The organism is Collimonas sp. OK412 (genome assembly GCF_900112135.1).
Taxonomy (GTDB): domain Bacteria; phylum Pseudomonadota; class Gammaproteobacteria; order Burkholderiales; family Burkholderiaceae_D; genus Collimonas; species Collimonas rhizosphaerae.
In genome coordinates this window covers 1-22,824 of sequence record NZ_FOLC01000023.1, presented here as the reverse complement: position 1 = coordinate 22,824, position 22,824 = coordinate 1, and the positions used below count along the sequence as shown (strand labels likewise).

Below are 22,824 nucleotides of genomic sequence, written 5' to 3'. Positions count from 1 at the left end.
CATCCCTGCCTGGACCAGAGATGATGGAGCCGAGACATGTCTTTTTCCTTAACCTTGATACCGCACCGCCGTTTGCATCTGGCGCTCGTGGCAATAGCCGCCAGCCTCGCTTTTGCCACGCCGTCGCGTGCCGATGCGCCAGCCGGCCGCGATGTCGCCGTCGCCGCATATCCGGCGCCGCCGTCCGAGCTGTATCCGCAACTGTTTGCCGCGGTGCAGCTGGGCCATGTTTTCGGCGACGGCAAGACCTTTGCCGACGCCTTGCCGAAAGGCCGGCCCGCCGCCATCGAGACGGAATACAAGCGTACAAGTAACCAGCCTGGTTTTACCTTGGTGGATTTTGTCCGCCAGCATTTTGACCTGCCGAAAGACAATGCGGACGCCTACACCAGCGACCGCAGCCAGTCGCTGCAGCAGCATATAGCCGGCCTGTGGCCGCACCTGACCCAGCAGCCGGCGCCGGCCGGCGCGGCCTCTTCGCTGCTGCCTTTGCCGCAGCCTTATGTGGTGCCGGGCGGACGCTTCCGCGAAGTGTATTACTGGGATTCCTACTTCACCATGCTGGGCCTGCTGCAGAACGGCAAGCCGCAGCTGATGCGAGCGATGGTCGATAATTTTTCCAGCCTGATCGACCGCTACGGCCACATCCCGAACGGCAACCGCAGTTATTACCTGAGCCGCTCGCAGCCGCCGTTCTACTACAAGATGGTCGGCCTGCTGTCGAGCGGCGACGAAGCCGGCGCCTATGCGCGCTACCTGCCGCAGCTGCGGCGCGAGTACGGCTTCTGGATGGATGGCGAACACGATCTCAAGCCTGGCGCGGCATACCGGCGGGTAGTGGCGCTGGCCGACGGCAGCGTGCTGAACCGCTACTACGATGACCGCGCAGCGCCGCGCGACGAATCGTATGCCGAGGACGTCAAGCTGGCCAAGCAAAGCGGTCGTCAGCCTGCCGAGGTTTACCGCGATGTGCGCGCCGGCGCCGAAAGCGGCTGGGATTTCAGCAGCCGCTGGTTCGCCGACGGCAAGACGCTTGCCGCCATCGAGACTACCGCCATCCTGCCGGTCGACCTCAACAGTTTGCTATACGGCCTGGAAAACGCGATCCGCCTTGGCTGCGAACGGCTGCACGACCTTGCCTGCAGCAACGATTTCAAGCAGCGCGCCGAGCGTCGGCGCGTCGCGGTGCAAAAATATCTGTGGGATGAATCGGCCGGCTACTACGTCGACTACCAATGGGTCAAACGGCAGCCGACCGCACGTCCCGGCGCCGCCACGCTCTATCCCCTGTTCACCGGCATCGCTGAACCGGCGCAGGCAGCGCGTGTGGCGCGCTGGACCGGCAAGGAGCTGCTCAAGCCGCATGGCGTTGTCACCACGCCGGTCGACAGCGGGCAGCAGTGGGACGCCCCCAACGGCTGGGCGCCGCTGCAATGGATTGCGGTGGACGGCTTGAACCGTTACGGTTTGCATGCCCTGGCGCGCGATATCGCTGCGCGCTGGATGGGCAAGGTGCAGCAGGTTTATGCCGGCAGCGGCAAGCTGGTGGAGAAATACGATGTGACCGCCAGCGGCGCCGCGGCCGGCGGCGGCGAATACGCCTTGCAGGATGGTTTCGGCTGGACCAACGGCGTGGCGATGCAGCTGATGGCGCTGTATCCCGAGCTGCAGCGGCCGTGACCCGGGGCCTGCTGCCGGCAGCTCCTAATGCGTCGGCGCAGGCTTGCCCTTGCGCTCGGCCAGCAGCCAGATGAGCAGGCCGGCTGCGCTTAATCCGGCGCCTGTCATCGACACGCCGAACCAGCCGGCGTAGCCGTACATCGAGGTCGACAGCACCGAACCGCAGGCGCCGCCGATGAAGTAGCACGTCATGTAGCCGGCGGTCAGGCGGTTCCGCGATTCGGGATGCAGGTGATTGATCACGCTCAGGTTGGTGACGTGGATTGCCTGCACCATCAGGTCCAGCAGCAGGATGCCGACGATCAGGCCGGTCAGCGAGCTCTTGGCGAACACCAGCGGCAGCCACGACAGCAACAGCAGCGCCAGGCCGATGGAAGTCGAACGGCCGGCATGGCCGCGGTCCGCCAGCCGCCCGGCGTGCGAGGCAGCCATGGCGCCGGCGGCGCCGACCAGGCCGAACAGGCCGATGGTGCCGTCGGAATAATGGAAAGGCTCAGCCGCCAGCAAAAAGGAAATCGACGTCCACAGCACGCTGAACACGGCGAAGATGATCGCACCCAGCAGGGCGCGGATGCGCAGCACCGGCTCCGCGACGAACAAGGTCAGGATTGACGCCAGCAAACGCGGATAGCTCAAGCTTTGCGATTGATGGTGGCGCGGCAGGGCGCGTCCCAGCGCGATCGCCGTCACGATCATCAGCGCCGCGCCGAACCAGTACACGGTCTGCCAGCCGCCCAGCGCCGACAGGTAGCCGGCCACGGTGCGCGCCAGCAGGATGCCCAGCAGCAGGCCGGTCATCACGTGGCCGACCACCTTGCCGCGTTCCTGCGGCGCCGCCAGGGTCGCGGCAAACGGCACCAGCACCTGCGACACCACGGAAAACAATCCGGTCAGCGCGGTCCCGAGCAAGACGAACGCCATGCTCTGCGCGGTGGCGGTGATCAGCAGCCCGCAGGCGGACAGCAAGGTCATGATGACGATCAGTTTCTTCCGTTCCAGGATGTCGGCCAGCGGAACCAGCAGCATCAGGCCCAGCGCATAACCGAGCTGGGCCACGGTCACGATCAGGCCGGCGCTGCCGTTGGAAATGCCGAAGCGGGCGGCAATGGTATGCAGCAGCGGCTGCGCGTAATAGTTGCTGGCCACCGCGACGCCGGTAGCGACCGACATCATGATCACCAGGCCGGGGCTGAGTTTGCCGGGTTGTGCTTGTTCCATCTTGCAATGCCTTTGAAAATGCCAGGCGACACTTTATCCCTTATCGCTGTGCTGCGCTTTGCTACCCCGTAAACCGGCCGCCAGCGGGCCGGCGGAATATTGCGTAGAGTATTGGCTTGTCCGCAGCCAGCGCCTGCCGCAGCCTTCCATCCATCGACCCAGGAGCCTTACCATGAGCCAAGCCAGCGAAGCCCGTCCGCCGTTCCCGCCCTTCACCCGCGAGACCGCGATACAGAAGGTGAGGATGGCGGAGGACGGCTGGAACAGCCGCGATCCGCAACGTGTGTCGCTGGCGTATACCGTCGATACCATCTGGCGTAACCGCCATGAATTCCCGCAGGGACGGGAGCAGGTGGTGCAATTCCTGACCCGAAAGTGGGAGCGCGAGCTGGATTACCGCCTGATCAAGGAGTTGTGGGCTTTCGACGGCAACCGGATCGCCGTGCGTTTCGCCTACGAGTCCCACGATGCGGCCGGCAACTGGTTCCGATCCTACGGCAACGAGAATTGGGAGTTCGATGAACATGGCCTGATGCACCGGCGCTATGCCAGCATCAACGACTTGCCGATCAAGGAATCGGAACGCAAATACCACTGGCCGCTGGGGCGCCGTCCCGACGATCATCCGGGACTGAGCGAGCTCGGCCTGTAAGCCGTAACGGCGGCGCTTAGTGGCTTAGTGCGAGCGCCGGTATTCGTTGTAGATCAGCGAAAAAACCACCGGCACCCGGTTGGCGTTGCCGAAATTGACCGGGTCGTCGGTGCGCGGATAGGCGACCGGGTAGGCGCGCAGCATATTGATTTGCGCCAGCTCGACATCTTCCAGTTGCGCCAGCGCTGCAATGGCTTCGTTTTCGATCTGATGCATCAATGACCAGGTCAGCAGCGCGTCGGCATTGCGATGGCGCGTCACGATGGCTGCGATAGCGGCTTTCAATCTGGCAGTCATGGCGTCAAGCTCCGGTCTTCTGACAACGATCATCACATCTCTCCACGCAAATTATACTGTATGTATGTACAGTATAATTCAAGCGGCGGAAATACCCAATCGATACCCGGCTACTGCCGGCCAACTATCGCAGCGTCGCGTTGAGAATCCGCGCGGCGCTATACAATAGCGTTCTCTTCGTTAGCCAGGATGCTAGTTGCCATGACCGCCATCAACCCGCTGTTGCAAGACTGGAATACCCCATACGGACTGCCGCCTTTCGACCAGGTAAAGGCGGAACATTTCGTCCCCGCGTTTGAAGCCGCGCTGCCCGCGCACCTGGCCGAGATCGAAGCCATTGCCGCCGAATCCGCGGCGCCGACTTTCGCCAATACGCTGGCCGCCTTCGACGCTTCGGGCCGCCTGAACAGCCGCATCAGCCTGCTGTTCGAAAACCTGACCGCGAGCGAAACTTCGCCTGCCCTGCAAGCGGTGGAAGTCGAACTGGCGCCGCGCCTGGCCGCGCACAGGAATGCGATCTACCTGCATGCCGGCCTGTTCGCGCGCATCGCCGCGCTGTACGCGCGACGCGCCGAACTTGACCTGGATCCCGAACAGCTGCGCCTGCTGGAGCGCGTGCACCTGGATTTCGTGCGCGCCGGCGCCAACCTGCCGCCGGCGTCGCGGGCGCGCTACAGCGCATTGACTGAACGGCTGGCCGCCTTGAGCACCGCGTTCACGCAAAACGTGCTGGCCGACGAATCCGGTTTTTCGCTGGCGCTGGAAGACGAAGCCGCGCTGGCCGGCCTGCCTGAATTCTTGCGCGCTTCGGCCCAGGAGGCGGCGCAGCAGCGCGGCTTGCCGGCTGGCAGCCATGTGATCACGCTGTCGCCCTCGCTGGCCGAACCGTTCCTGACATTCTCGGACCGGCGCGACCTGCGCGAAGCGGTCTGGCGCGGCCGGGTCGCGCGCGGCGCCCGTGACGGCGTCCACGACAACCGGCCGGTGGCCGCCGAAATCATGGCGCTGCGCCAGGAACAGGCGCAGCTGCACGGTTATCCGACCTATGCCGACTACCAGCTGGTCGACCGCATGGCCGGCAAGCCGGAAGCCGTGTCAGCCTTGCTCGGCAAGGTATGGGAGCCAGCCAAGAAGAAAGCCGAGGACGACCGCGCGGCGCTGACCGAGATGGCGCGCAGCCTGGGCCAGCCGACGCCGATCGCGGCCTGGGACTGGCGTTACCTGGCCGAGAAAGTGCGGCAGGCGCGCTACGATCTCGACGATGCCGAACTGAAGCCGTACTTCGCGCTGGAAAACATGATCGGCGCCATGTTCGACTGCGCCCAGCGCCTGTTCGGCCTCAGCTTTGTCGAGCAGCACGGGGTCGCGCTGCATCACGCCGACGCCCGCCTGTGGGAAGTGCGCAACCGCGACAATGCGCTGATCGGCTTGTTCATCGGCGACAATTATGCGCGCGCCAGCAAGCGCAGCGGCGCCTGGATGCATATCTTCCGCAGCCAGTCCGGCCACAACGGCGGCACGCTGCCGGTGGTCATCAACAACAATAATTTCGCCAAGGCGGATGTCACGCTGCTGAGTTTCGACGACGTCCGCACCTTGTTCCACGAATTCGGCCATGGCTTGCACGGCTTGCTGTCGCAAGTGAAATACGAGCGCCTGGCCGGCACCCAGGTGCTGCAGGATTACGTCGAATTGCCGTCGCAGATTTTCGAGAACTGGGCCGAGGAAGAAGTGGTGCTGCAGCGCCATGCCCGCCATTACCAGAGCGGCGCGGCGATGCCTCCGGCCTTGCTGGAAAAGCTGAAGCGCGCGCGCCAGTTCGACCAGGCCTGGGCCACCATCATGTACGCCGGCCCGGCCCTGATCGACATGGCGCTGCACTCGCTGCCGAACGGCAGCAAGGTCGACATCGCTGCCTTCGAAGCCCAGCAGTGCGCGCTGCTGGGAGTGCCGCAGGATATCGGCCAGCGCCATTACCTGTCGCACTTCCAGCATCTGTTCAGCGGCCCGGATTACGCGGCGGGTTATTACGTGTACATGTGGGCCGAAGTGCTGGATGCCGACGCCTACGACGCCTTCATCGAAGCCGGCGATCCGTTCGAGCAGAAAATCGCCGAGCGCCTGCGGCGCTACATCTACAGCTCCGGCAACAAGCAGGATCCGGCGCTGGCGTTCCGCGCCTTCCGCGGCCGCGATCCGAAGGTGGAGCCGATGCTGGCGAAACGCGGTTTGATTGCATAGGCAGCGCTGCGCTGGTCGCCGTCCGGCGACCAGGGCGTATATTTCATTTTTTCCCGGCAAACGGCGATACCAGGACGGCAGCGCCCGCGGCCGTGGCGTTGCCTGAAGCATCGTTGAGAACCTTGGCAAGGCGCACGCCGGCCTGGCTCGGCTGGACGCGTGGCCGGCTGTATGAATTTGGCTCATGCAAACTTGAGAGTTTGTCGCTTGACGCCGCCGGTGCGAATCGAGACACTCGGCAATAAGCGCTGCCTCGCCCCTGGCAGCCGCATTTCCTGATGCCGACCATGACCCAACGCCAGAAACTCGTCCTGCCGGGCGGCCACCACAAGCTGTTATTGCATTCCTGCTGCGCGCCCTGCTCGGGCGAAGTGATGGAAGCCCTGCTCGCCAGCGAGATCGATTTCTCGATCTATTTCTACAATCCGAATATCCACCCGCAACGCGAATACGCGTTGCGCAAGGATGAAAACATCCGCTTCGCCGAGCAGCACGGCATACCGTTCATCGATGCCGACTACGACCTCGACAACTGGTTCGCCCGCGCCCAGGGCATGGAAGACGAACCGGAGCGCGGCAAGCGCTGCACCATGTGTTTCGACATGCGCTTTGAGCGCAGCGCGCTGTACGCCTACGAACACGGCTTCCCGGTGATCAGCAGCTCGCTCGGGATTTCGCGCTGGAAGGACATGGCGCAGATCAACGGTTGCGGCGCGCGCGCGGCGGCGCATTATCCCGGCATCACCTATTGGGACTACAACTGGCGCAAGCAGGGCGGATCGGCGCGCATGATCGAAATCTCCAAGCGCGAGAATTTCTACCAGCAGGAATATTGCGGCTGCGTCTACTCGCTGCGCGACACCAACCGCTGGCGCAAGGAACAGGGGCGTGAGCGGATCAAGATCTGCGAGAAGTTTTACGGCCAAGAGGAAAAACAATGAACGCCAACGCAAGGAAGGCCGTCGCACCGTGGCTGGCAGCAACGGCGGATCAGGAAAACCAGCCTGGCTCCATGACCCCGGCTGACCGCCTGGCCAGCATGGAAAAACTGCTGGCTGCGTTCATGCAGACGCTGGACCGGAACGAAGACGCCGGCACGCCGCACCTGATGGGCCAGCATCGCGGCTGCCCATGCTGCAGCGAACGCGGAGAATGAACCCGGGATGCCGGTTCAGGACCCGCTGAACCAGTTGTAGCCCTGGTCTTCCCAATAACCGCCCGGGTTGTCATTGGTGACGAAGATGGCGGCGATATGCTTGGGATTCTTGAAACCCAGCTTGGTCGGCACCCGCAGTTTCAGCGGATAGCCGTATTCCGTCGGCAGCGGCTCCTGGCCGAAATCCAGCGCCAGGATGGTCTGCGGATGCAAGGCGGTGGCCATGTCGATGCTGGAGTAATAGCGGTCGGCGCATTTGAAGCCGACATACTTCGCCGTCGTATCGGCGCCGATGTGGGCGAGGAAGGTGCGGAACGGCACGCCGCTCCACTGGCCGATGGCGCTCCAGCCTTCGATGCAGATATGGCGCGTGATCTGCGACGCTTGCGGCAGGGCGCGCAGCTGCGCCAGGTTCCAGCTGCGCTTGTCGCGCACCAGGCCGGAAACTTCCAGCTTGTAGGTATCGCCATCGATTTCCGGTGCCGAATCGGCGTCGTAGAATGCGTTGAACGGGAACGGCTTGGTGATCATGCTGGCCGGATAAGTCGGCGCCAGGTGGCTGGGGCGGAACAGCATGGCTTGCACCCGGTCGTTCCAGCGCGACATCGCCCACAATACCTTGTCGACCTGGTCGCCATCCTGCAGGTTGCAGCCGGACAGCAGCGACAGCGCCCCCAGCGACAGGCCCGAACGCAGGAACAGGCGGCGCTGCAGCTGCACCAGCTCGGGCTGCAGTTCGCTATTCTTCGGCAGGTTCTTTTTCTTATCGCTCATGCCTGCTGCTCCTGTTTCGAGGTCTTGTCATGTGCGTGGCGCGGCGCCCGCCCGGTCAGCATCGGCAGCAGGGTGCTCGGCACGATCAGCACCAGCGCCAGGTGCACCATGACGAACGCCACGATGCCGGCCATCGCGATAAAGTGCACGCGGCGCGCGGTATCGTAGCCGCCGAACAGGCTGGCCAGGCCGTCCAGTTGCACCGGCTTCCAGATCGACAGGCCGGACGCCACCACCAGCACGCCGAGCAGCAGCACGACGATGTACATCAGGCGCTGCACGGCGTTGTAGATGCCAGGCTGGTGCGCCAGCCTGAAAGCCAGCGCATCCTTGGCATCGCGCAGCAGGTCGCGCGGCCGCAGCGGCAGGAAATGGCGGCGGAAATGGCCGGCCAGGAAACCGTAGCCGACATAGATCAAGCCGTTCGCCACCAGCAGCCACATCGCCGCCAGGTGCCAGGCAATCGCGCCGCCGAGCCAGCCGCCGAGCGTGGCCCAGCGCGGGAAATCGAAGCCGAACAGCGGCGAGGCGTTGTAGATTGCCCAGCCGCTCATCACCATGCAGACGATGGCGAAGGCGTTGATCCAGTGGACCACGCGCACCAGCAACGGATGGATGATGCGCGCGCGGGCGCGAGGTTGGTCAGCAGTCGCCATGGAAATACCTTGTCAAGAATCGCCGCGGACAGCCAGTGTGGTATTTCGCACATACCGGCCGTCCGCAAACGGCATTACATCGGCGGCACTACGCCATCGACGCCAACCGTGGCGCGGCCGACAACATCGCTGCCGTCGGCAGCCTTGCTGACAAAAAACACGCCGTGCGCGCCAGCCACCAGCAGGCTGCGGTCACCCTTGTTGAGGCTGACGATAGGGACGTCAGGCGGCACCACGATCTTCTTTTCGCCATCCGGGTACTTGACCGTGATGGTGCGGCCGCTGGTCACCACCACATCGCCGACGGTGCCGTTGGTCATGCTGCTCTTCTTGCCCAGGTCCCAGGCGTAATGGCCTTCGCCGACCTTCATCCCGGCCGGGAATACATGCACTTCCAGCGCTTTCAGGCTGCCGTCGGGCAGCGGCACGGCGGCGCTGCCGATGAAGCTGTCGGATTTGATATCGGTGATCGCCGCATGGCTGACCGAGAACAGCATCAGGTCCGGCGCCAGTTTCAAGGTCTGTTTCTTGCCGGCCTTGGTGCTGACTTCGAGGCTGTCGGGATTGACCTTGTCGATGGTGGCGCGCACCCGCACCACCGGCGCAGCGGTTTGGGCGGCGGCGATGCCGCCGTAGGCCAGGAAAGCGGATGCCGCCAATACAGGAACAAGCCGGCGCAGAAGTTGTGTGGTTTTCATGAAAACGGTCTCGGTGGTTGCTGGGAATCCCAGTCTAGGACCGCTGCAGTGTCTTATCGGTGACATATGAATGACAATATTGTCATTATTCGCGGCAGGCGAATTGATAGAATGGAGCGTGTTTCCATCACCGGTTAAAACCCAGGCCCAGCATGTCCATCCTCGTCATCGAAGACGATCCCAAGACCGGCGCTTACCTCAAGAAAGGCTTGCGCGAATCCGGCTATGCGGTCGACCTGGTCCGCAACGGCAGCGACGGCCTGCACATGGCGCTGGAAAACAGCTACGAGCTGGTGGTGCTGGACGTCATGCTGCCCGGCACCGACGGCTGGAAAATCATGGGCGCCTTGCGCGCCAAGCGCGATTTGCCGGTGATCTTCCTGACCGCGCGCGACCACGTCAACGACCGCATCCGCGGCCTTGAACTGGGCGCCGACGATTACCTGGTCAAGCCGTTTTCGTTTACCGAACTGCTGCTGCGCATCCGCACCCTGTTGCGGCGCGGCGTGGTGCGCGAGTCGCATGAGCTGGATTTTTTCCAGGTCGCCGACCTCCAGCTCGACCTGCTGCGGCGCAAGGTCACGCGCCAGGGCATCGACATCGTGCTGACCAACAAGGAATTCCTGCTGCTGCACTTGCTGGTCAAGCGCAAGGGCGAGCCGCTGTCGCGCACCGTCATCGCGTCAGAGGTATGGGACATGAATTTCGACAGCGACACCAATGTGGTCGATGTCGCCATCAAGCGCCTGCGCGCCAAGATCGACAATCCCTTCGAGCATAAACTGATACACACGGTACGCAGCATCGGCTACATGTTTGCGGAAGATCCATGAACGCCTGGCGCAGGCAGTCGCTGACGGCGCGCGTGACTTTCCTGTTCGCGCTGATCGCCTACGCGATCGTCAGCATCCTCGGCATGTACCTGTATTCGTCGACCCGGCAGGCGCTGGAAACCCGTGCCGACTATTCCCTGATCGGCAAGGTCGAGCATTTCCGCCACCTGCTGCATGACCTGTACAACGTCAAGCAGATGGAAGACCGGCCGACCCTGTTTGAAACCATGCTGGGCAGCGAACAGGATGTGCTGATGTTCGCTTATCCGGGCCAGGCGCCGTTCGTACGCGTCAATCCCGACAACATGACGCCGCCGCCAATGACGCCGCAAAGCCTGGGCCAGCCGCTGACGCTGGTGCAGCTGCACGAGGGCGTGCGCGCCGACGGCGTGCGGGTGCGCTGGGTAGCGGCGCTGGCCGACGTCGGCGGCGACGGCACCGTGGTCATGATTACCGGCGCCCATGTGATGACCCAGGAGTCGCATATCCTGGCGCGCTATTACTGGCAAGTGATGGCAGCGGCTGCGGTGTCGGTGCTGCTGGCGGCGCTGCTGGGGTTCCTGGTGCTCAAGCGCGGTTTCCTGCCGCTGACGGCGATGGCCGGCCGCGCCGCCGAAGTCAGCCCGACCAATATCGCGATACGCCTGCGGGAAGAAGACGCGCCGCAGGAACTGCGGCGGCTGGCGGCGTCATTCAATGCAATGCTGGACCGGCTGGCCGACGGCTACGAACATCTGTCGCAGTTTTCCGCCGACCTGGCGCACGAGATACGCACGCCGATCGGGGCATTGATGGGGCAGACCCAGGTCACCCTCGGACAGGTGCGCAGCGCCGCCGAATACCAGCAGGTGCTGGAATCGAACCTGGAGGAGCTGGAGCGCCTGAGCCGGATCGTTGAAAACATCCTGTTCCTGGCGTATGCCGACCACGCCGGGCTGGCGGTGGAAAAAACGCCGCTGGTGCTGGCCGACGAGCTGCACAAGATTGCCGATTATTTTGAAGGCGTGGCCGAAGAGCGCGGCATCCGGCTCGAGGTCGACGCCAGCGGCAAGGTGCAGGCCAGCCCGGTGATGTGGCGGCGCGCGGTCAGCAACCTGGTGGTGAATGCGGTGCGTTATGCGGTGCCCGGCAGCACGGTGCGGCTCAGCAGCCGGCCGCAGGCGAAGGGAGTGCATGTCGAGGTGGAGAACCAGGGCGATCCGATTCCGCCGGAGCAGCTGGAACGGCTGTTCGACCGTTTTTACCGCGGCGACAAGTCGCGCAGCGAATATACCGAATCGAACGGCCTGGGCCTGGCCATCGTGCGCGCCATCATGCTGGTGCATGGCGGCAGCGCGGATGTCGCCTGTTCGGGCGAAGGGCTGATCCGTTTCAGCCTGTATTTCCCGGATAACATGGCGACAGCCTGACAGCGCAGGCTGCGCCGGCACGGGTTTACCGTATGCGCGCCATTTCCAGCGCCATGCTCAGCTTGCCGAAACGTGCGGTAATTTCTTCAAAGGCTTTCTGCTTTTGCGCCGTGCTTAGTTTGCTGTCGTACATGTTGTTGCGCAGCAGGCCGAACATGGTGAGGTCGGCGATCGGCTTGAGCTGGGCGTCGGTGGAATGCTGGAAGCCGGACAGGTCGAGGATGTTCTGCAGGACGTCGGGCTGGCTGGCCGGATTTTTCGGCTTGCCGTAGGTGACGAAGAACTCTTCGATCCTGGCCTTGGACGCGGCCGGCAGGTCCTTGCGGTACAGCAGCGGATCATTGGGAATCAGGGGCGACGACCAGATCACCCGCAGCTTGCTGAACTGCTCCGGCGATTCTTTTTTCAAACGGTCCAGTTCCTCGGTATTGTTGGTGGCGACGTCGACCTGGCCGGCGATCACCGCCTGCAGGTTCTTCTTGTGGTTGCCGACCGTAATGGTCTTGAACAGCCGTTCCGGCTCCACCTTGTTCTTGGCGAAGGCGTAATAAGCCGGCACCAGGTAACCCGAGGTCGAGCTCTTGTCGCCGTCGTAGAAGGTGTAGACGCCCTTGTTGGCCACGATGTCGTCGAACGATTTGAGCGGGCTCTTGGCCGGCGTGATCAGTACCGAGTTATAGCCGTGCGAACCGTCTTTCTTGACCATCTGCGCAAAGATGGTCGACTGGTTGTCTTCCACCGCTTCCAGCGCGATCTTGCTGCTCAGCCAGGCGACCTGAATGGTGTTGGATTTGAGGCCGGCCAGGATATCGCTGTAGTTGGTGGACACCACCGCGCGGACTTCCATTTTTGTATATTTCGCGAAATCGTCAAGCACCGGCTGCCAGCGTTTCTGGGTATCTTCCGCGGTGGTGGTGGCGATCAGGCCGATGGTGATTTTCCTCGGCGCGTCGTCATCCTTGGCGAATGCGCAGGACGCGAGCATGGAACACAATACAAGTACGGTTTTCAGTAATCTCTTCATAAATGCCTATCTGGTTATTGCGGGTGTTGATGGAAAACGGGTGCATCGGCCGCGCCAAGGCAGCGGCCGGGTGGTTCGATATGGGGAATGACTGCAGGAGCCGGCTGCCTGCCTGCTGGCAGCCGGCGTGCAACAGGCTCAGCCGAGCAGCGTTTCGCCGGTCTTGCCGTACTTGATGCTGGCTTCCGACGGCATCCAGTTGCCGGTCTGCTCGTTGCGGCCTTGCAGCAGGAAACGCGGCGACTTGGCCGGGATCTGCTCGGCGGCCAGCTTCGAGAGGTCGCCGATCTTGCCTTTCTTCATGCGGTTGACGATCACGCCCAGCTGGGTGTCGGCGAAATCGCGCAGCATGTCGTAGTCGCCATCGCTGTCGCCGGCGACGAAGACCGGGCCGTAACCCTTGGCCGCGACCAGTTCTTTCTTGATGACTTCGGTTTTTCCCGGGCCCCAGTTGAGCGGCCAGCCGGCTTTATAGCGGTTGACGAAGACGCCGTTGGCGGTTTCCAGGCGCAGCCCGAGCACGTGCTCGCGCTTGACGTTGTAGCCGTATTTCGGCGTTGTCGCAAACACTGCCACCACGTCTTCCAGCGAGGCTGAGCTGACGTAGACGTCGATCCCGCTTTGCTCGAATGCATTCATCAAGGTTGCGATCTCGGTGCACAGGCGGATCCCGTGGAAGTGCGTCACGCTGACGACGCCTGCCTGGCCGGGCTGCGCCGCCGGGCTGGTGTACTTGGTCTTGACCAGCCCCAGGCCCAGGTTGTGGTCGTTGGAAGCTTCAGCCAGCTGCTGCACTTCGGCCACCGACATGTTGGTGAAGAAATAGATCACCCACGGATAACCGACGTTCACACCGTAAGTCTCGTTGACGGCTTCGTACAAGTAATACAGCTTGGCGCGGAAATCCTGGAACTGGGCGGTTTCGCGGATTTCTTCCAGCTTCTTGCCGCCCTTCAGTTTTTCATAATTGTCGTACAGGTACTGGTAGTCGTCATCGATATCGCTGCAGATGGCTTCCAGTTCGACGGCCTTGCCGGCAGCGTTCTTGAAGTCGGCGGCGAACGGCCCGGCCGGCACGTTCTGGCGGATGATGGCGCCCATTTCCTGCGGGCTCAGCTTGAACGACAGGGTGTTGATCTGGTACATGAGCAATGCCTCTTCGGTATCGTTCATGATGCTGGTGTTGTCCCAGTCGAATACCGCGTAAGGCCGGCGCTTGGGATTGTAGCCGGCGCTGCTGTTGCCGTTGCGCGCCAGCAGCGCTTGCAGCTGCTGATGGTTGCGCGCGCCCCACTTGGCGCGGTCCAGGGCCAGGCCCGCGGCCTTGCTGTCCTTGGCCAGCAGTTCCGACGGCAGCGCCGTCGCCGCCAGCCCTGCCGCCAGGCCGCCGGTCAGCAGTGCGCGGCGTTTTTGCAGCATGCTGTTGTCTTCTGTTTTCTTAACGCTTTTCATGGATACTCCCTGTGCCGGTTGAAATATTGTCCCTGTTCCATACGTTTTTTTATCTGCCGTTTGAGCAGCCGAATACACTAGCATGTTTCTAATCGGAAACGTATAGAAAAGATAAAAGAAAAGCTCTATCCGCTGCTCGCAAGAGACATGCCTGCACTCACCGGAATTGCCGTTTTCAGCTATGCTGGCAGTTCCGCCGGACAACAGGGGTTGCCAAGGCCGGCCATTGATCCAGAGACGAGGCGCTGCTGATGAAAACGTCAAGAAGTCGAGCTGTGCATCAAGTTGTAACCCAAGCTGTAATGCATTCCCCGGAATACGCCGGCTTGCATGGCCCGGTGCGGCGCCGCCATGTCTTTTGACGACGCCGTGGCCGACGTGCTGGTCGTCGGCGCCGGGCCGGCCGGCTCGCATCTGGCTTACCTGCTGGCAGGGCAGGGCTTGCAGGTGACCCTCATCGACAAGCAGGCTTTCCCGCGCGCCAAGGTATGCGGCGGCGGCCTGTCGCGCAAGACCATGGACCTGCTTGGTTTCGACCTGGGACCGGTGATGCACCGGGCGATAGGCGGCGCCATCCTCAATTACCGCAACCGCGACGCCATCCTCAAGGAAGTGCAGCCGATGGCGGCTTGCACCGTGGTGCGCAGCGAATTCGACCAGTTGCTGCTTGACCGGGCTTGCGCCAGAGGCGTGCGGTTCCTGGCCGAAACCGGGTTTGTCGATGCCACCGAGACGGCCGACGCCGTCAGCGTCGCCACCAGCCGCGGCGTCTTGCGCTGCCGCTTGCTGCTGGCCGCCGACGGCGCCGCCAGCGCGGTGCGCAACAAGCTGTTCGGCAAGGACCTGGTGGCTTACGTGCCGGCCATGGAAGCCATGCTGTGGCCGGCGCCAGGCATGCTGGAGCGTTTCGGCGACCGCGCCCTGTTCGATTTCGACGGCATGCCGCGCGGCTACGGCTGGATTTTCCCCAAGCGCGATCATTTTAATGTCGGTGTGTACTCACCTTTCGGCGGTGCTGCATTGCGCCAGCACCTGGACCGTTTCATCGCGGCCTACGCCAGCTTGCGGCAGCCGTCGCGGCTTGAATGCCAGGGTTACGTCATCCCGCTGCAAAACCGCCGCCAGCTATACCAGCGCGGCCGGGTCTGGCTGCTGGGAGATGCGGCCGGCCTGGCCGAAGCCTTGTTCGGCGAAGGCATTTATTTTGCGCTGAAGAGCGCCACCATCGCCGCCAAGGCGATTGCCGCCGACGGCTTGCGCGCCGAGTCGGCGCTATACAGCCGCCTGCTGCGGCGCGAGCTGCTGCCCGAACTGCGCGCCGCCGCCTGGATGGCGCGCCTGATCTACCGCTTTCCGAAACTGGCTTTTTCACATCTCGTGCTCAACCAGCAGATCAACCACGACTTTGCGGGCCTGATCAGCGGCCAGGTGGGCTACCGCGATTGCCTGCTGAAGACCGCGCTCGGTTTTCCGCGCTGGCTGCTGCCGAGCAAGGCGCCGGACAGCGCCGCCGACAATGTCTGTTAAGCAAATTGAGCTGGCTGTTGCATCGATGTTTCAAGCATTTCCCAAAAACCGCTTTTATGGATAATCCAATGGTCGCGAATTTCAGGCAATTCACTTTAAAAAAATCCAAGGCGCTGGTCGTCGACCGGCTGCCGGCGCTGCTGGCCGTGCCGCTGCTGCTGGGGGCCGCCCTGGCCTGCGGCCATGCCCTGGCTGCCGCCAAAGACAAAGGGGGGCGGACAAGCACGTCGATACCGATTCCATCATCAGCACCATCAGCGCTTCGGAACGTACGCGGCCGTTCCCGGTCGGCGAAAAGCTGGCTTATTTTGTCAATATCAAGGATGGCGACCAGGTCCGCTTGCCGTTCCGGGTCGCTTTTGCGGTGACCGGCATGGGCGTTGCCCCGGTCGCTGCCGGCGATATCCACGACACCGGCCATCATCACATCCTGATCGACATGCCGATGCCGGCCGACATCAAGGCGCCGATCCCGTTCGACAAGCAGAATGAATACCAGCACCAGCATTACAAGCATTTCGGCAACGGCGAAACCGAAACCCTGCTCGACCTGCCGGCCGGCAAACATACGCTGCGCCTGCTGTTCGCCGACCATAACCACGTGCCTTACTATATTTCCAGCAAGGAGATTTCAGTAGTGGTGCTGGACAAGCCGCATTAGGCGCTAGAAACCTGGCAAGCGCAGGGTTTCGGGATCGCCTGCTTCGGCGCGTTCATGGCCGAGCAGCCAGGCCTTGCGCTCCAGCCCGCCGGCAAAACCTGTCAGCTTGCCGTCGGCGCCTACCACGCGGTGGCAGGGCACGATGATGGCGATCGGGTTGGTGGCGTTGGCGCTGCCTACCGCACGGGCGGCGCCGTTGTGCTCGCCCAGCTGCAGGGCGAGTTTGCCGTAGGTAGTCATCCGGGCCGGGGGAATCTGGCGCAGCGCCGCCCATACGCGGTGCTGGAAATCGGTGCCGTTGGTGGCGACCTCGATATCTTTCAGCGCATCCAGCTCGCCTGCGAAATACCGCTGTAGCGCCGGTTCCGCGCAGGATGGTTCAGTGGCGGGCTGCAAGTCGTAGTGGCCGTAGTGGGTCGCCAGCAGGCTGCGCATGCGCGGTTCATAATCTTCAAAATCCAGCGCGCGCACGCGGTCCTGGCTATCGGTAACCAGCAGGATGACGCCGATGGGCGAAGCGATCCGGTGCAGGAATAATTTCATGGTGATAATCTCGTCAGATAACAGGGTGTAGTTTATCGGCAGCCGCCGTTCCGTGCACCCCGCTGCTTGCTTTTAAATTCGGTAAATGTCAGTGTAACGGTGAAGCCGTCTTTGTTTTTCATGTTTCGCTGTCTATAGTGGTGAAACAGCCATATCGCTGCATGGCAACTGATGTGCTGTTACTGTTCGCTAGCGTAGGAATCCGCCTCAACCTCTTGGGAGAAATCGCAATGATCAGTCTTCAGGTGAATGGCCTTACGGTGGAAGTCGATGTCGCCGAGGATACCCCCTTGCTGTGGGTGCTGCGCGAAAACCTCAAGCTGACCGGCAGCAAGTTCGGCTGCGGCATCGCTGCCTGCGGCGCCTGCACCGTGCATGTCGGCGGCAATGCGGTGCGTTCTTGTTCCTATCCTGTTTCCGCGGTCGGCCAGCAGCCGGTGACCACCATAGAAGCGGTCGCCGCCGATCCGGTCGGCAAGGCGGTGCAGGTGGCCTGGATCAAGCACGATGTGCCGCAATGCGGCTACTGCCAGAGCGGACAGGTGATGACCGCGGTCGATTTCCTCAAGAAGAAGCGCCATCCGAGCGAGGCTGACGTGGTGGCCGCCATGGGCGGCAACCTGTGCCGCTGCGGCGCGTACCAGCGCATCAAGGCGGCGGTGCTGGACGCTTCCAGATCCTTGGCGTAAGGAGTCCATCATGTCCCCAGAATCCCTCGTGGCGAATCCGCTGCCGCTGAAACACTCGCGCCGCAAATTCCTGAAAGCATCGGCCGCCGGCGGCGCCGGCCTGGTGCTCGGTTTCTTTATTCCGGGCTTGGGCCGTATCGCCGAGGCCCAGGTGCCAGCGCCCAAGGTTTACCAGCCGAACGCTTTCTTGCGGGTCGGCGCCGACAATAGCGTGGTGGTGCAGGTATCCAAGGTTGACATCGGCCAGGGCACCTTGACCGCGCTGCCGATGCTGCTGGCGGAGGAGCTCGATTGCGACTGGGCCAATGTGCGGGCCGAACTGGCGAAGGGCGAAGACGTGTACCGCGACCCGGCGTTCGGCATGCAGATGGTGGGCGGCTCTACCAGCGTCGCCCATAGTTTCCAGCAATACCGCGAAGTCGGCGCCCGTGCGCGCAGCATGCTGGTGGCGGCGGCCGCCAGCGAGTGGAAGGTCGATCCGGCCAGCTGCAAGACCGCCAAGGGCGTCATCACCGGCCCGCGCGGCCAGCGCCTGAGCTACGGTTCGGTGGCCAACGCGGCGATGCAGCTGCCGGTGCCGGACAAGGTGCAGCTGAAGGACCCGAAGCAGTTCACCATCATCGGCAAGGCGACGCCGCGGCTGGATACGGCCGCCAAATCCAGCGGCCAGCAGAAATTCGGCATCGATGTCGACCTGCCTGGCATGAAAGTGGCGATGCTGGCCAGGGCCGTGCCGTGGGGCGCCAAGATCGGCAAGCTCGACGACAGCGCCGCCAAGGCGATTCCCGGGGTGCGCAAGATCTTCACGATTCCCGGCATCCGCGGCGGCCAGAGCGTGGTGGTGGTGGCGGACGGCTACTGGATCGCCAAGAAGGCGCGCGATGCGCTGAAGATCGAGTGGGACGTGACCGGCGTCGAGCAGCCCAGTTCGGAACAGCTGTTCGCCAGCTACCGGGAAGCGGTGATGAAACCCGGCACGCCGGCAGCCAAGGCCGATGTGTCGGCGCTGGCGGGCTCGCCCAAGATCATCGATGCTATCTTCGAGTTTCCCTATCTGGCGCACACGCCGATGGAGCCGCTCAACATGACGCTGCATTTCACCGGCGACGCCTGTACGGTGTGGGCCGGGTCGCAGTTCCAGTCGATGGACCGGCAGGCGATCGCCAAGGTGCTGGGCCTGGCGGTGGCCAAGGTCGAATTCAACACCATGATGTCGGGCGGCGCGTTTGGCCGGCGCGCCTTGCCGGAATCGGAGAATGCGGTGGAGGCGGCGTACGTGGCCAAGGTCATGCGCGGCACGCCGGTCAAGATCATGTATGCGCGCGAGGACGATATCAGGAGCGGCTATTTCCGGCCGATGCATGTGCACCGGGTCCGCGTCGGCTACGACGCGCATGGCAAGATCGCGGCCTGGGAGCACGTGATCGCCGGCCAGTCGATCCTGCTCGGCAGCCCGTTTGAATCGTTCCTGGTCAAGGACGGCGTCGACGGCACCATGACCGAGGGCGTGCTGGAATCGCACTATGCGATCCCGAACCTGGCGCTGTCGGTGCACAACATGAAGGTCAATGTGCCGGTGCTGTGGTACCGCTCGGTGGGCCATAGCCACAACGCGTTCGTGATGGAAACCCTGGTCGACGAGATCGCCCGTTCGGTCGGCCGCGATCCGGTCGAGTACCGGGCCAGCCTGTTCGACAAGTCGGCCAAGCGCAGCAAGCAGGCGCTGGAGCTGGCGGTGGCCCGTTCCGGCTACGGCAAGCGCAAGCTGCCGGCCGGCCAGGCCTGGGGCGTCGCCGTGCACCACGGCTTCAATACTTCGATTGCGTATGTGGTGGAAGTGTCGCTGAAAGACGGCAAGCCGCAAGTGCATCGGGTGACCGCCGGCGTGCATTGCAACATGGCGATCAATCCGCGCACCATCGAAGCGCAGGTCCAGGGCGGCGTGGTGTTCGGCATCTCGACCACCTTGCCCGGCAATGAAATCACCTTGAAGAACGGCGTGGTGCAGCAATCCAATTTTTCCGATTACACGCCGGCCTACATGGGCAGCTGCCCGCAGGTCGATGTCTACGTGGTGCCCAGCGCCGACGCGCCGACCGGAGTCGGCGAGCCGCCGGTGCCGCCGATTGCGCCGGCCATCGCCAACGCCGTTGCTGCCTTGACCGGGAAGCGTTTGCGCAAGCTGCCGTTTGCGGTCATCACGACCTGACTGGCATGTAAAAATGGCGCCGGAAGGCGCCATGATGAGACAGATGGGCAGGCAGGTTGCGCCTGCCCTGCATGTCAGGATTTTCTCTTAATGCTTGAAGCGTGCTTCAGCCAGCTTGTCCGCCACCACGCTGGTAGGCAGGCTTTCGGCATCGGCGCGTTTGAAGATTTCGGCCAGGGTCACGCCGATTTCGCGCACGTGGGCTTCGACGTCGGCTTCCGGCTTGTCGTAGTACTCGTAGCACACCTTGATGATGCCGCCGGCGTTGATCACGAAATCCGGTACGTACAATATTTCCTTGCGGCGCAGCAGCTCGCCCACTTCGGCCGTGGCCAGCTGGTTGTTGGCGGCGCCGGCGACGATCTTGGCTTTCAGGCGCGACAGCGTGGCCGGGTTGAGGGTGGCGCCCAGTGCGCACGGTGCGTAGATGTCGGCCTGCACGTCATAGATGGCGTCGGTTGCGACGACTTCGGCGCCGAATTCAACGCGTGCGCGTTCCAGCGCCGCCTGGTCGATATCGGTGACGACCAGCTTGGCGCCGGCGGCATGCAGGCGGCGCGCGTAGTCGTAGCCGACGTTGCCCAGGCCTTGCACGGCAACCGTCAGGCCTTCCAGCGAATCGCGTCCCAGGTAGTGCTTGACCGCGGCTTGCGCGCCGACGAAACAGCCGAGCGCGGTGAACGGCGAAGGATCGCCGCTGGCGCCGAGGCCGGCGACGTATTTGGTCTTGGCGGCGATGTGCGCCATGTCGGCCGGGCTGGTGCCGACGTCTTCCGCCGTGATGTAGCGGCCGCCCAGGCGTTCCAGGGCTTCGCCCATGGCTTCGAACAGGGCAGGGGTCTTGGCGGTCTTCGGATTGCCGATGATCACGCTCTTGCCGCCGCCGATAGGCAGGCCGGCTACTGCATTCTTGTAGGTCATGCCGCGCGACAGGCGCAGCACATCGTTGACGGCGACAGCTTCGCTGGCGTAGTCCCACATGCGGCAACCGCCCATGGCCGGGCCAAGGTTGGTGTTGTGGACAGCGATGATGCCTCTGAGGCCGGATTTTTCTTCTGCGACGAAGACCACTTGCTCGTGGTTGTCGAAATTCAATTCATTAAAAATGAAGGTGCTCATGCTTTTGGCTCCGTGCGGATAACATTCGCCGTCCGGGTAGGGCGGGTGATGGTTTTCCGGTGTTCTAGGGTTAAGGACAGTAATTCTCATGTCTGCGGCGGGTTGTTGCCGGCAAACGGTATGGCCGTGATTGTGTCACGCAGGCGAGAGTGTAATTTATCGCTATGTGAAACTCAATCGGGTTCGGAGTTTTGTGCGGAAATTATATTATTGTTAATTTATTGGCTTGCAATAAACGTAATCAAGGCACGCTGCCTTTGCCGCCGTCAATTATCCGGTTCGCCGCGCGCTGCCGCTTCACGCAGCTTGTCTTTCTTGCTCTTGCGTTTGCCTTTGATGCCGCCGTTGGAGTTGTCGGCGGGAGATGCGGCGCCCGCGGCGTTTGCCGGAGCCGCCGTGGCGACAGGTTCAAAACCGGGAATCTGCTCGCGTTCGCATTTCAGTTGATGGCGTTTTTCTATGAGACGGAAATGAGCTTCCGTATCGGCGCTGACGAAGCTGATGGCGATGCCGCTCTTGCCGGCGCGGCCGGTGCGGCCGATGCGGTGCGTGTAGTCGACCGCCGAGCGCGGCAAATCGTAGTTCAGGACCACCGGCAGCTGCGCGATATCGATGCCGCGCGCGGCGACATCGGTGGCAACCAGCACCTGCAGCTTGCTGGCCTTGAAATCGGCCAGCACTTCGTCGCGCGCGCCCTGGCTGAATTCGCCGTGGAAGGCGGCGGCCTTGATGCCGGCGCGGTGCAGCTTGTCCGCAATATGTTCCGCTGCGTATTTGGTGGCGACGAACACCAGCACCCGGCCCCACTTGTTTTCTTTCAGCAGGTGCCGCAGCAATTGCGTGCGGCGGCCGGCGTCGACCATGATTGCGCGCTGTTCGATATCCGGCTGGTTCTGCTCCAGCGCCGGGATGGCGATGCGCACCGGCTGATGCAGCATCCTGGCGGCCAGCGCATGTACCGCGGGCGGGAACGTCGCCGAGAAAAACAGGTTCTGGCGCCGGCGCGGCAACAGCGCCAGGATGCGGCCGATCTCGTCGGCAAATCCCATGTCGAGCAAGCGGTCGGCTTCGTCCAGCACCAGCGACGACACCGCCGCGATGCTGAGGGCGTTGTGCTCGATCAGGTCGAGCAGGCGGCCGGGAGTCGCCACCACGATGTCGGCGCCGCCGCGCAGGTCCATCATTTGCGGATTGATCGAAACGCCGCCGAACAGCGCCGCGATCTTCAGCGCTTGCTGGCCGGCTGGCGCCAGCAACCGCATGGCTTCGGCGGTCTGCTGCGCCAGTTCGCGGGTGGGCACCAAAACCAGCACCCGCAGCCGGCGCGGCTTTTCGCCGGGACTGTCTTGCAACAGCTGCAGCAGCGGCAGCGCAAACGCCGCAGTCTTGCCGGAGCCGGTCTGCGCCGCCGCCAAAACATCGCCGCCGCCCAATATCGCCGGAATGGCGGCGACCTGGACCGGAGTCGGCGCAGCATACCCGCGCTCGGCAACGGCTAGCAAAATGGCAGGGGACAAGCCCAGGGAAGAAAATGACATGGCAACAGGCCGCAAAGCGTATAGGGACGCCATCTTACCATTTCCCCCAAACCGACAATCCGCAGCATTTAATTAGGGTCAGAGTTGAATTGTTGACCGGTCAACAATTCAACTCTGACCCTGACCCTTCCCCTCAAATCTCATAAGTTTTCACTCTATCCATTAGTTCGTTTTCGGCTTGGTTGTATAGACAGTATCGAAACTGTAATGCGTTCCGATCCGTCAGCCAGTGACGGGCGAGTGACAGGATTGATAGAGTGGAGGCGGATTTTTTGGCACTGCCATAAGCGAGCCGGTAGCCTTGGCCCAAGGCGGTTAGCCCAATGAGCCAAAGCGCGTAGGTTGCAAGCGCAGCGATGAGCAATAAGATGGCAAGGCGGTGGCGCTTGCGCGTCTGGCTGTCGCGCATTCCCATCCCCCACTGGGGATTCTTCAAGTCGCGAAAGGT

22 protein-coding genes and 1 pseudogene are annotated in these 22,824 nt (G+C 62.9%); 12 read left to right on the top strand and 11 right to left on the bottom strand.

Translation table 11 applies throughout. The features are described from left to right. Positions 1–36: 36 nt before the first annotated feature. A complete protein-coding gene (gene treF / locus BM062_RS19830; RefSeq protein ID WP_092400026.1) occupies positions 37–1,680 on the top strand; it encodes an alpha,alpha-trehalase TreF in 1,644 nt (547 codons plus the stop codon). Between the two features lie 24 nt (positions 1,681–1,704). Here the strand turns inward: treF and BM062_RS19825 are convergent, their stop codons facing one another. After that, positions 1,705–2,898, bottom strand: a complete 1,194-nt coding sequence (locus BM062_RS19825; protein WP_092400024.1) for an MFS transporter — start codon at positions 2,896–2,898, stop codon at positions 1,705–1,707. A gap of 172 nt (positions 2,899–3,070) precedes the next feature. Here BM062_RS19825 and BM062_RS19820 point away from each other — a divergent pair, with 172 nt between their 5' ends. Continuing rightward, positions 3,071–3,550: a nuclear transport factor 2 family protein gene (locus BM062_RS19820; protein WP_092400022.1), complete on the top strand. Its 480-nt coding sequence runs from the start codon at positions 3,071–3,073 to the stop codon at positions 3,548–3,550. A 24-nt stretch (positions 3,551–3,574) separates the two neighbouring features. On the opposite strand, the gene BM062_RS19815 is transcribed toward BM062_RS19820, so the two are convergent. After that, positions 3,575–3,847 (bottom strand): DUF2471 family protein, encoded by a 273-nt coding sequence (locus BM062_RS19815; RefSeq protein ID WP_092400020.1) that lies wholly within the window; start codon positions 3,845–3,847, stop codon positions 3,575–3,577. Positions 3,848–4,048: 201 nt separating this feature from the next. Between BM062_RS19815 and BM062_RS19810 the strand changes: the two genes are divergently transcribed. From BM062_RS19810 to BM062_RS19800, 3 genes are all read left to right on the top strand, one after another. Then, complete coding sequence (locus BM062_RS19810) at positions 4,049–6,088, top strand: M3 family metallopeptidase (protein ID WP_092400018.1); 2,040 nt, start codon at positions 4,049–4,051, stop codon at positions 6,086–6,088. A 278-nt stretch (positions 6,089–6,366) separates the two neighbouring features. After that, on the top strand, positions 6,367–7,029 hold the full coding sequence (locus tag BM062_RS19805) for an epoxyqueuosine reductase QueH (protein WP_217647620.1): 663 nt from the start codon (positions 6,367–6,369) through the stop codon (positions 7,027–7,029). Then, positions 7,026–7,244, top strand: coding sequence for a hypothetical protein (locus BM062_RS19800; RefSeq protein ID WP_092400016.1), 219 nt, complete (start codon positions 7,026–7,028; stop codon positions 7,242–7,244). Before BM062_RS19805 ends, BM062_RS19800 begins: the two co-directional genes overlap by 4 nt. 15 nt (positions 7,245–7,259) lie before the next feature. On the opposite strand, the gene BM062_RS19795 is transcribed toward BM062_RS19800, so the two are convergent. The 3 genes from BM062_RS19795 to BM062_RS19785 form a co-directional block, all read right to left on the bottom strand. After that, positions 7,260–8,018: a molybdopterin-dependent oxidoreductase gene (locus BM062_RS19795; RefSeq protein ID WP_092400014.1), complete on the bottom strand. Its 759-nt coding sequence runs from the start codon at positions 8,016–8,018 to the stop codon at positions 7,260–7,262. Continuing rightward, entirely contained in the window at positions 8,015–8,674 is a 660-nt protein-coding gene (locus BM062_RS19790; protein WP_092400012.1) for a cytochrome b/b6 domain-containing protein, read from the bottom strand. The genes BM062_RS19795 and BM062_RS19790 overlap by 4 nt, the downstream gene beginning before the upstream one ends. A 74-nt stretch (positions 8,675–8,748) precedes the next feature. Continuing rightward, positions 8,749–9,372: a hypothetical protein gene (locus BM062_RS19785; protein WP_092400010.1), complete on the bottom strand. Its 624-nt coding sequence runs from the start codon at positions 9,370–9,372 to the stop codon at positions 8,749–8,751. A 152-nt stretch (positions 9,373–9,524) separates the two neighbouring features. Between BM062_RS19785 and BM062_RS19780 the strand changes: the two genes are divergently transcribed. Then, entirely contained in the window at positions 9,525–10,205 is a 681-nt protein-coding gene (locus BM062_RS19780; RefSeq protein ID WP_092400008.1) for a heavy metal response regulator transcription factor, read from the top strand. Next, positions 10,202–11,614 (top strand): heavy metal sensor histidine kinase, encoded by a 1,413-nt coding sequence (locus BM062_RS19775; RefSeq protein ID WP_092400006.1) that lies wholly within the window; start codon positions 10,202–10,204, stop codon positions 11,612–11,614. The genes BM062_RS19780 and BM062_RS19775 overlap by 4 nt, the downstream gene beginning before the upstream one ends. 25 nt (positions 11,615–11,639) lie before the next feature. Here BM062_RS19775 and phnD read toward each other — a convergent pair whose 3' ends face one another. Further along, positions 11,640–12,638, bottom strand: coding sequence for a phosphate/phosphite/phosphonate ABC transporter substrate-binding protein (phnD, locus tag BM062_RS19770; RefSeq protein WP_092400004.1), 999 nt, complete (start codon positions 12,636–12,638; stop codon positions 11,640–11,642). Between the two features lie 138 nt (positions 12,639–12,776). Then, complete coding sequence (locus tag BM062_RS19765; RefSeq protein ID WP_371326614.1) at positions 12,777–14,090, bottom strand: haloacid dehalogenase-like hydrolase; 1,314 nt, start codon at positions 14,088–14,090, stop codon at positions 12,777–12,779. Positions 14,091–14,441: 351 nt separating this feature from the next. Between BM062_RS19765 and BM062_RS19760 the strand changes: the two genes are divergently transcribed. The 3 genes from BM062_RS19760 to BM062_RS19755 are packed head-to-tail and all read left to right on the top strand — an operon-like array spanning position 14,442 to position 16,278. Next, entirely contained in the window at positions 14,442–15,617 is a 1,176-nt protein-coding gene (locus BM062_RS19760) for a geranylgeranyl reductase family protein (RefSeq protein ID WP_175501096.1), read from the top strand. A gap of 5 nt (positions 15,618–15,622) precedes the next feature. Next, on the top strand, positions 15,623–15,985 hold the full coding sequence (locus BM062_RS25280) for a hypothetical protein (protein ID WP_217647619.1): 363 nt from the start codon (positions 15,623–15,625) through the stop codon (positions 15,983–15,985). 5 nt (positions 15,986–15,990) lie between these two features. Continuing rightward, the gene (locus BM062_RS19755) at positions 15,991–16,278 is read left to right on the top strand and encodes a DUF4399 domain-containing protein (RefSeq protein ID WP_139220135.1); all 288 of its coding nucleotides are present in this window, start codon (positions 15,991–15,993) and stop codon (positions 16,276–16,278) included. A 3-nt stretch (positions 16,279–16,281) separates the two neighbouring features. Here the strand turns inward: BM062_RS19755 and BM062_RS19750 are convergent, their stop codons facing one another. Beyond that, entirely contained in the window at positions 16,282–16,821 is a 540-nt protein-coding gene (locus tag BM062_RS19750; protein ID WP_092400000.1) for a methylated-DNA--[protein]-cysteine S-methyltransferase, read from the bottom strand. Positions 16,822–17,051: 230 nt separating this feature from the next. Here BM062_RS19750 and BM062_RS19745 point away from each other — a divergent pair, with 230 nt between their 5' ends. Next, the gene (locus tag BM062_RS19745) at positions 17,052–17,510 is read left to right on the top strand and encodes a (2Fe-2S)-binding protein (protein ID WP_092399998.1); all 459 of its coding nucleotides are present in this window, start codon (positions 17,052–17,054) and stop codon (positions 17,508–17,510) included. Positions 17,511–17,520: 10 nt separating this feature from the next. Continuing rightward, positions 17,521–19,719: a xanthine dehydrogenase family protein molybdopterin-binding subunit gene (locus tag BM062_RS19740; RefSeq protein ID WP_092399996.1), complete on the top strand. Its 2,199-nt coding sequence runs from the start codon at positions 17,521–17,523 to the stop codon at positions 19,717–19,719. 87 nt (positions 19,720–19,806) lie between these two features. Here BM062_RS19740 and BM062_RS19735 read toward each other — a convergent pair whose 3' ends face one another. From BM062_RS19735 to BM062_RS26270, 3 genes and pseudogenes are all read right to left on the bottom strand, one after another. After that, positions 19,807–20,838: a Glu/Leu/Phe/Val family dehydrogenase gene (locus tag BM062_RS19735; protein ID WP_092399994.1), complete on the bottom strand. Its 1,032-nt coding sequence runs from the start codon at positions 20,836–20,838 to the stop codon at positions 19,807–19,809. Between the two features lie 266 nt (positions 20,839–21,104). Then, complete coding sequence (locus BM062_RS19730; protein ID WP_092399992.1) at positions 21,105–22,376, bottom strand: DEAD/DEAH box helicase; 1,272 nt, start codon at positions 22,374–22,376, stop codon at positions 21,105–21,107. Positions 22,377–22,509: 133 nt separating this feature from the next. Beyond that, a pseudogene (locus BM062_RS26270) lies at positions 22,510–22,824 on the bottom strand (hypothetical protein); the annotation flags it as partial.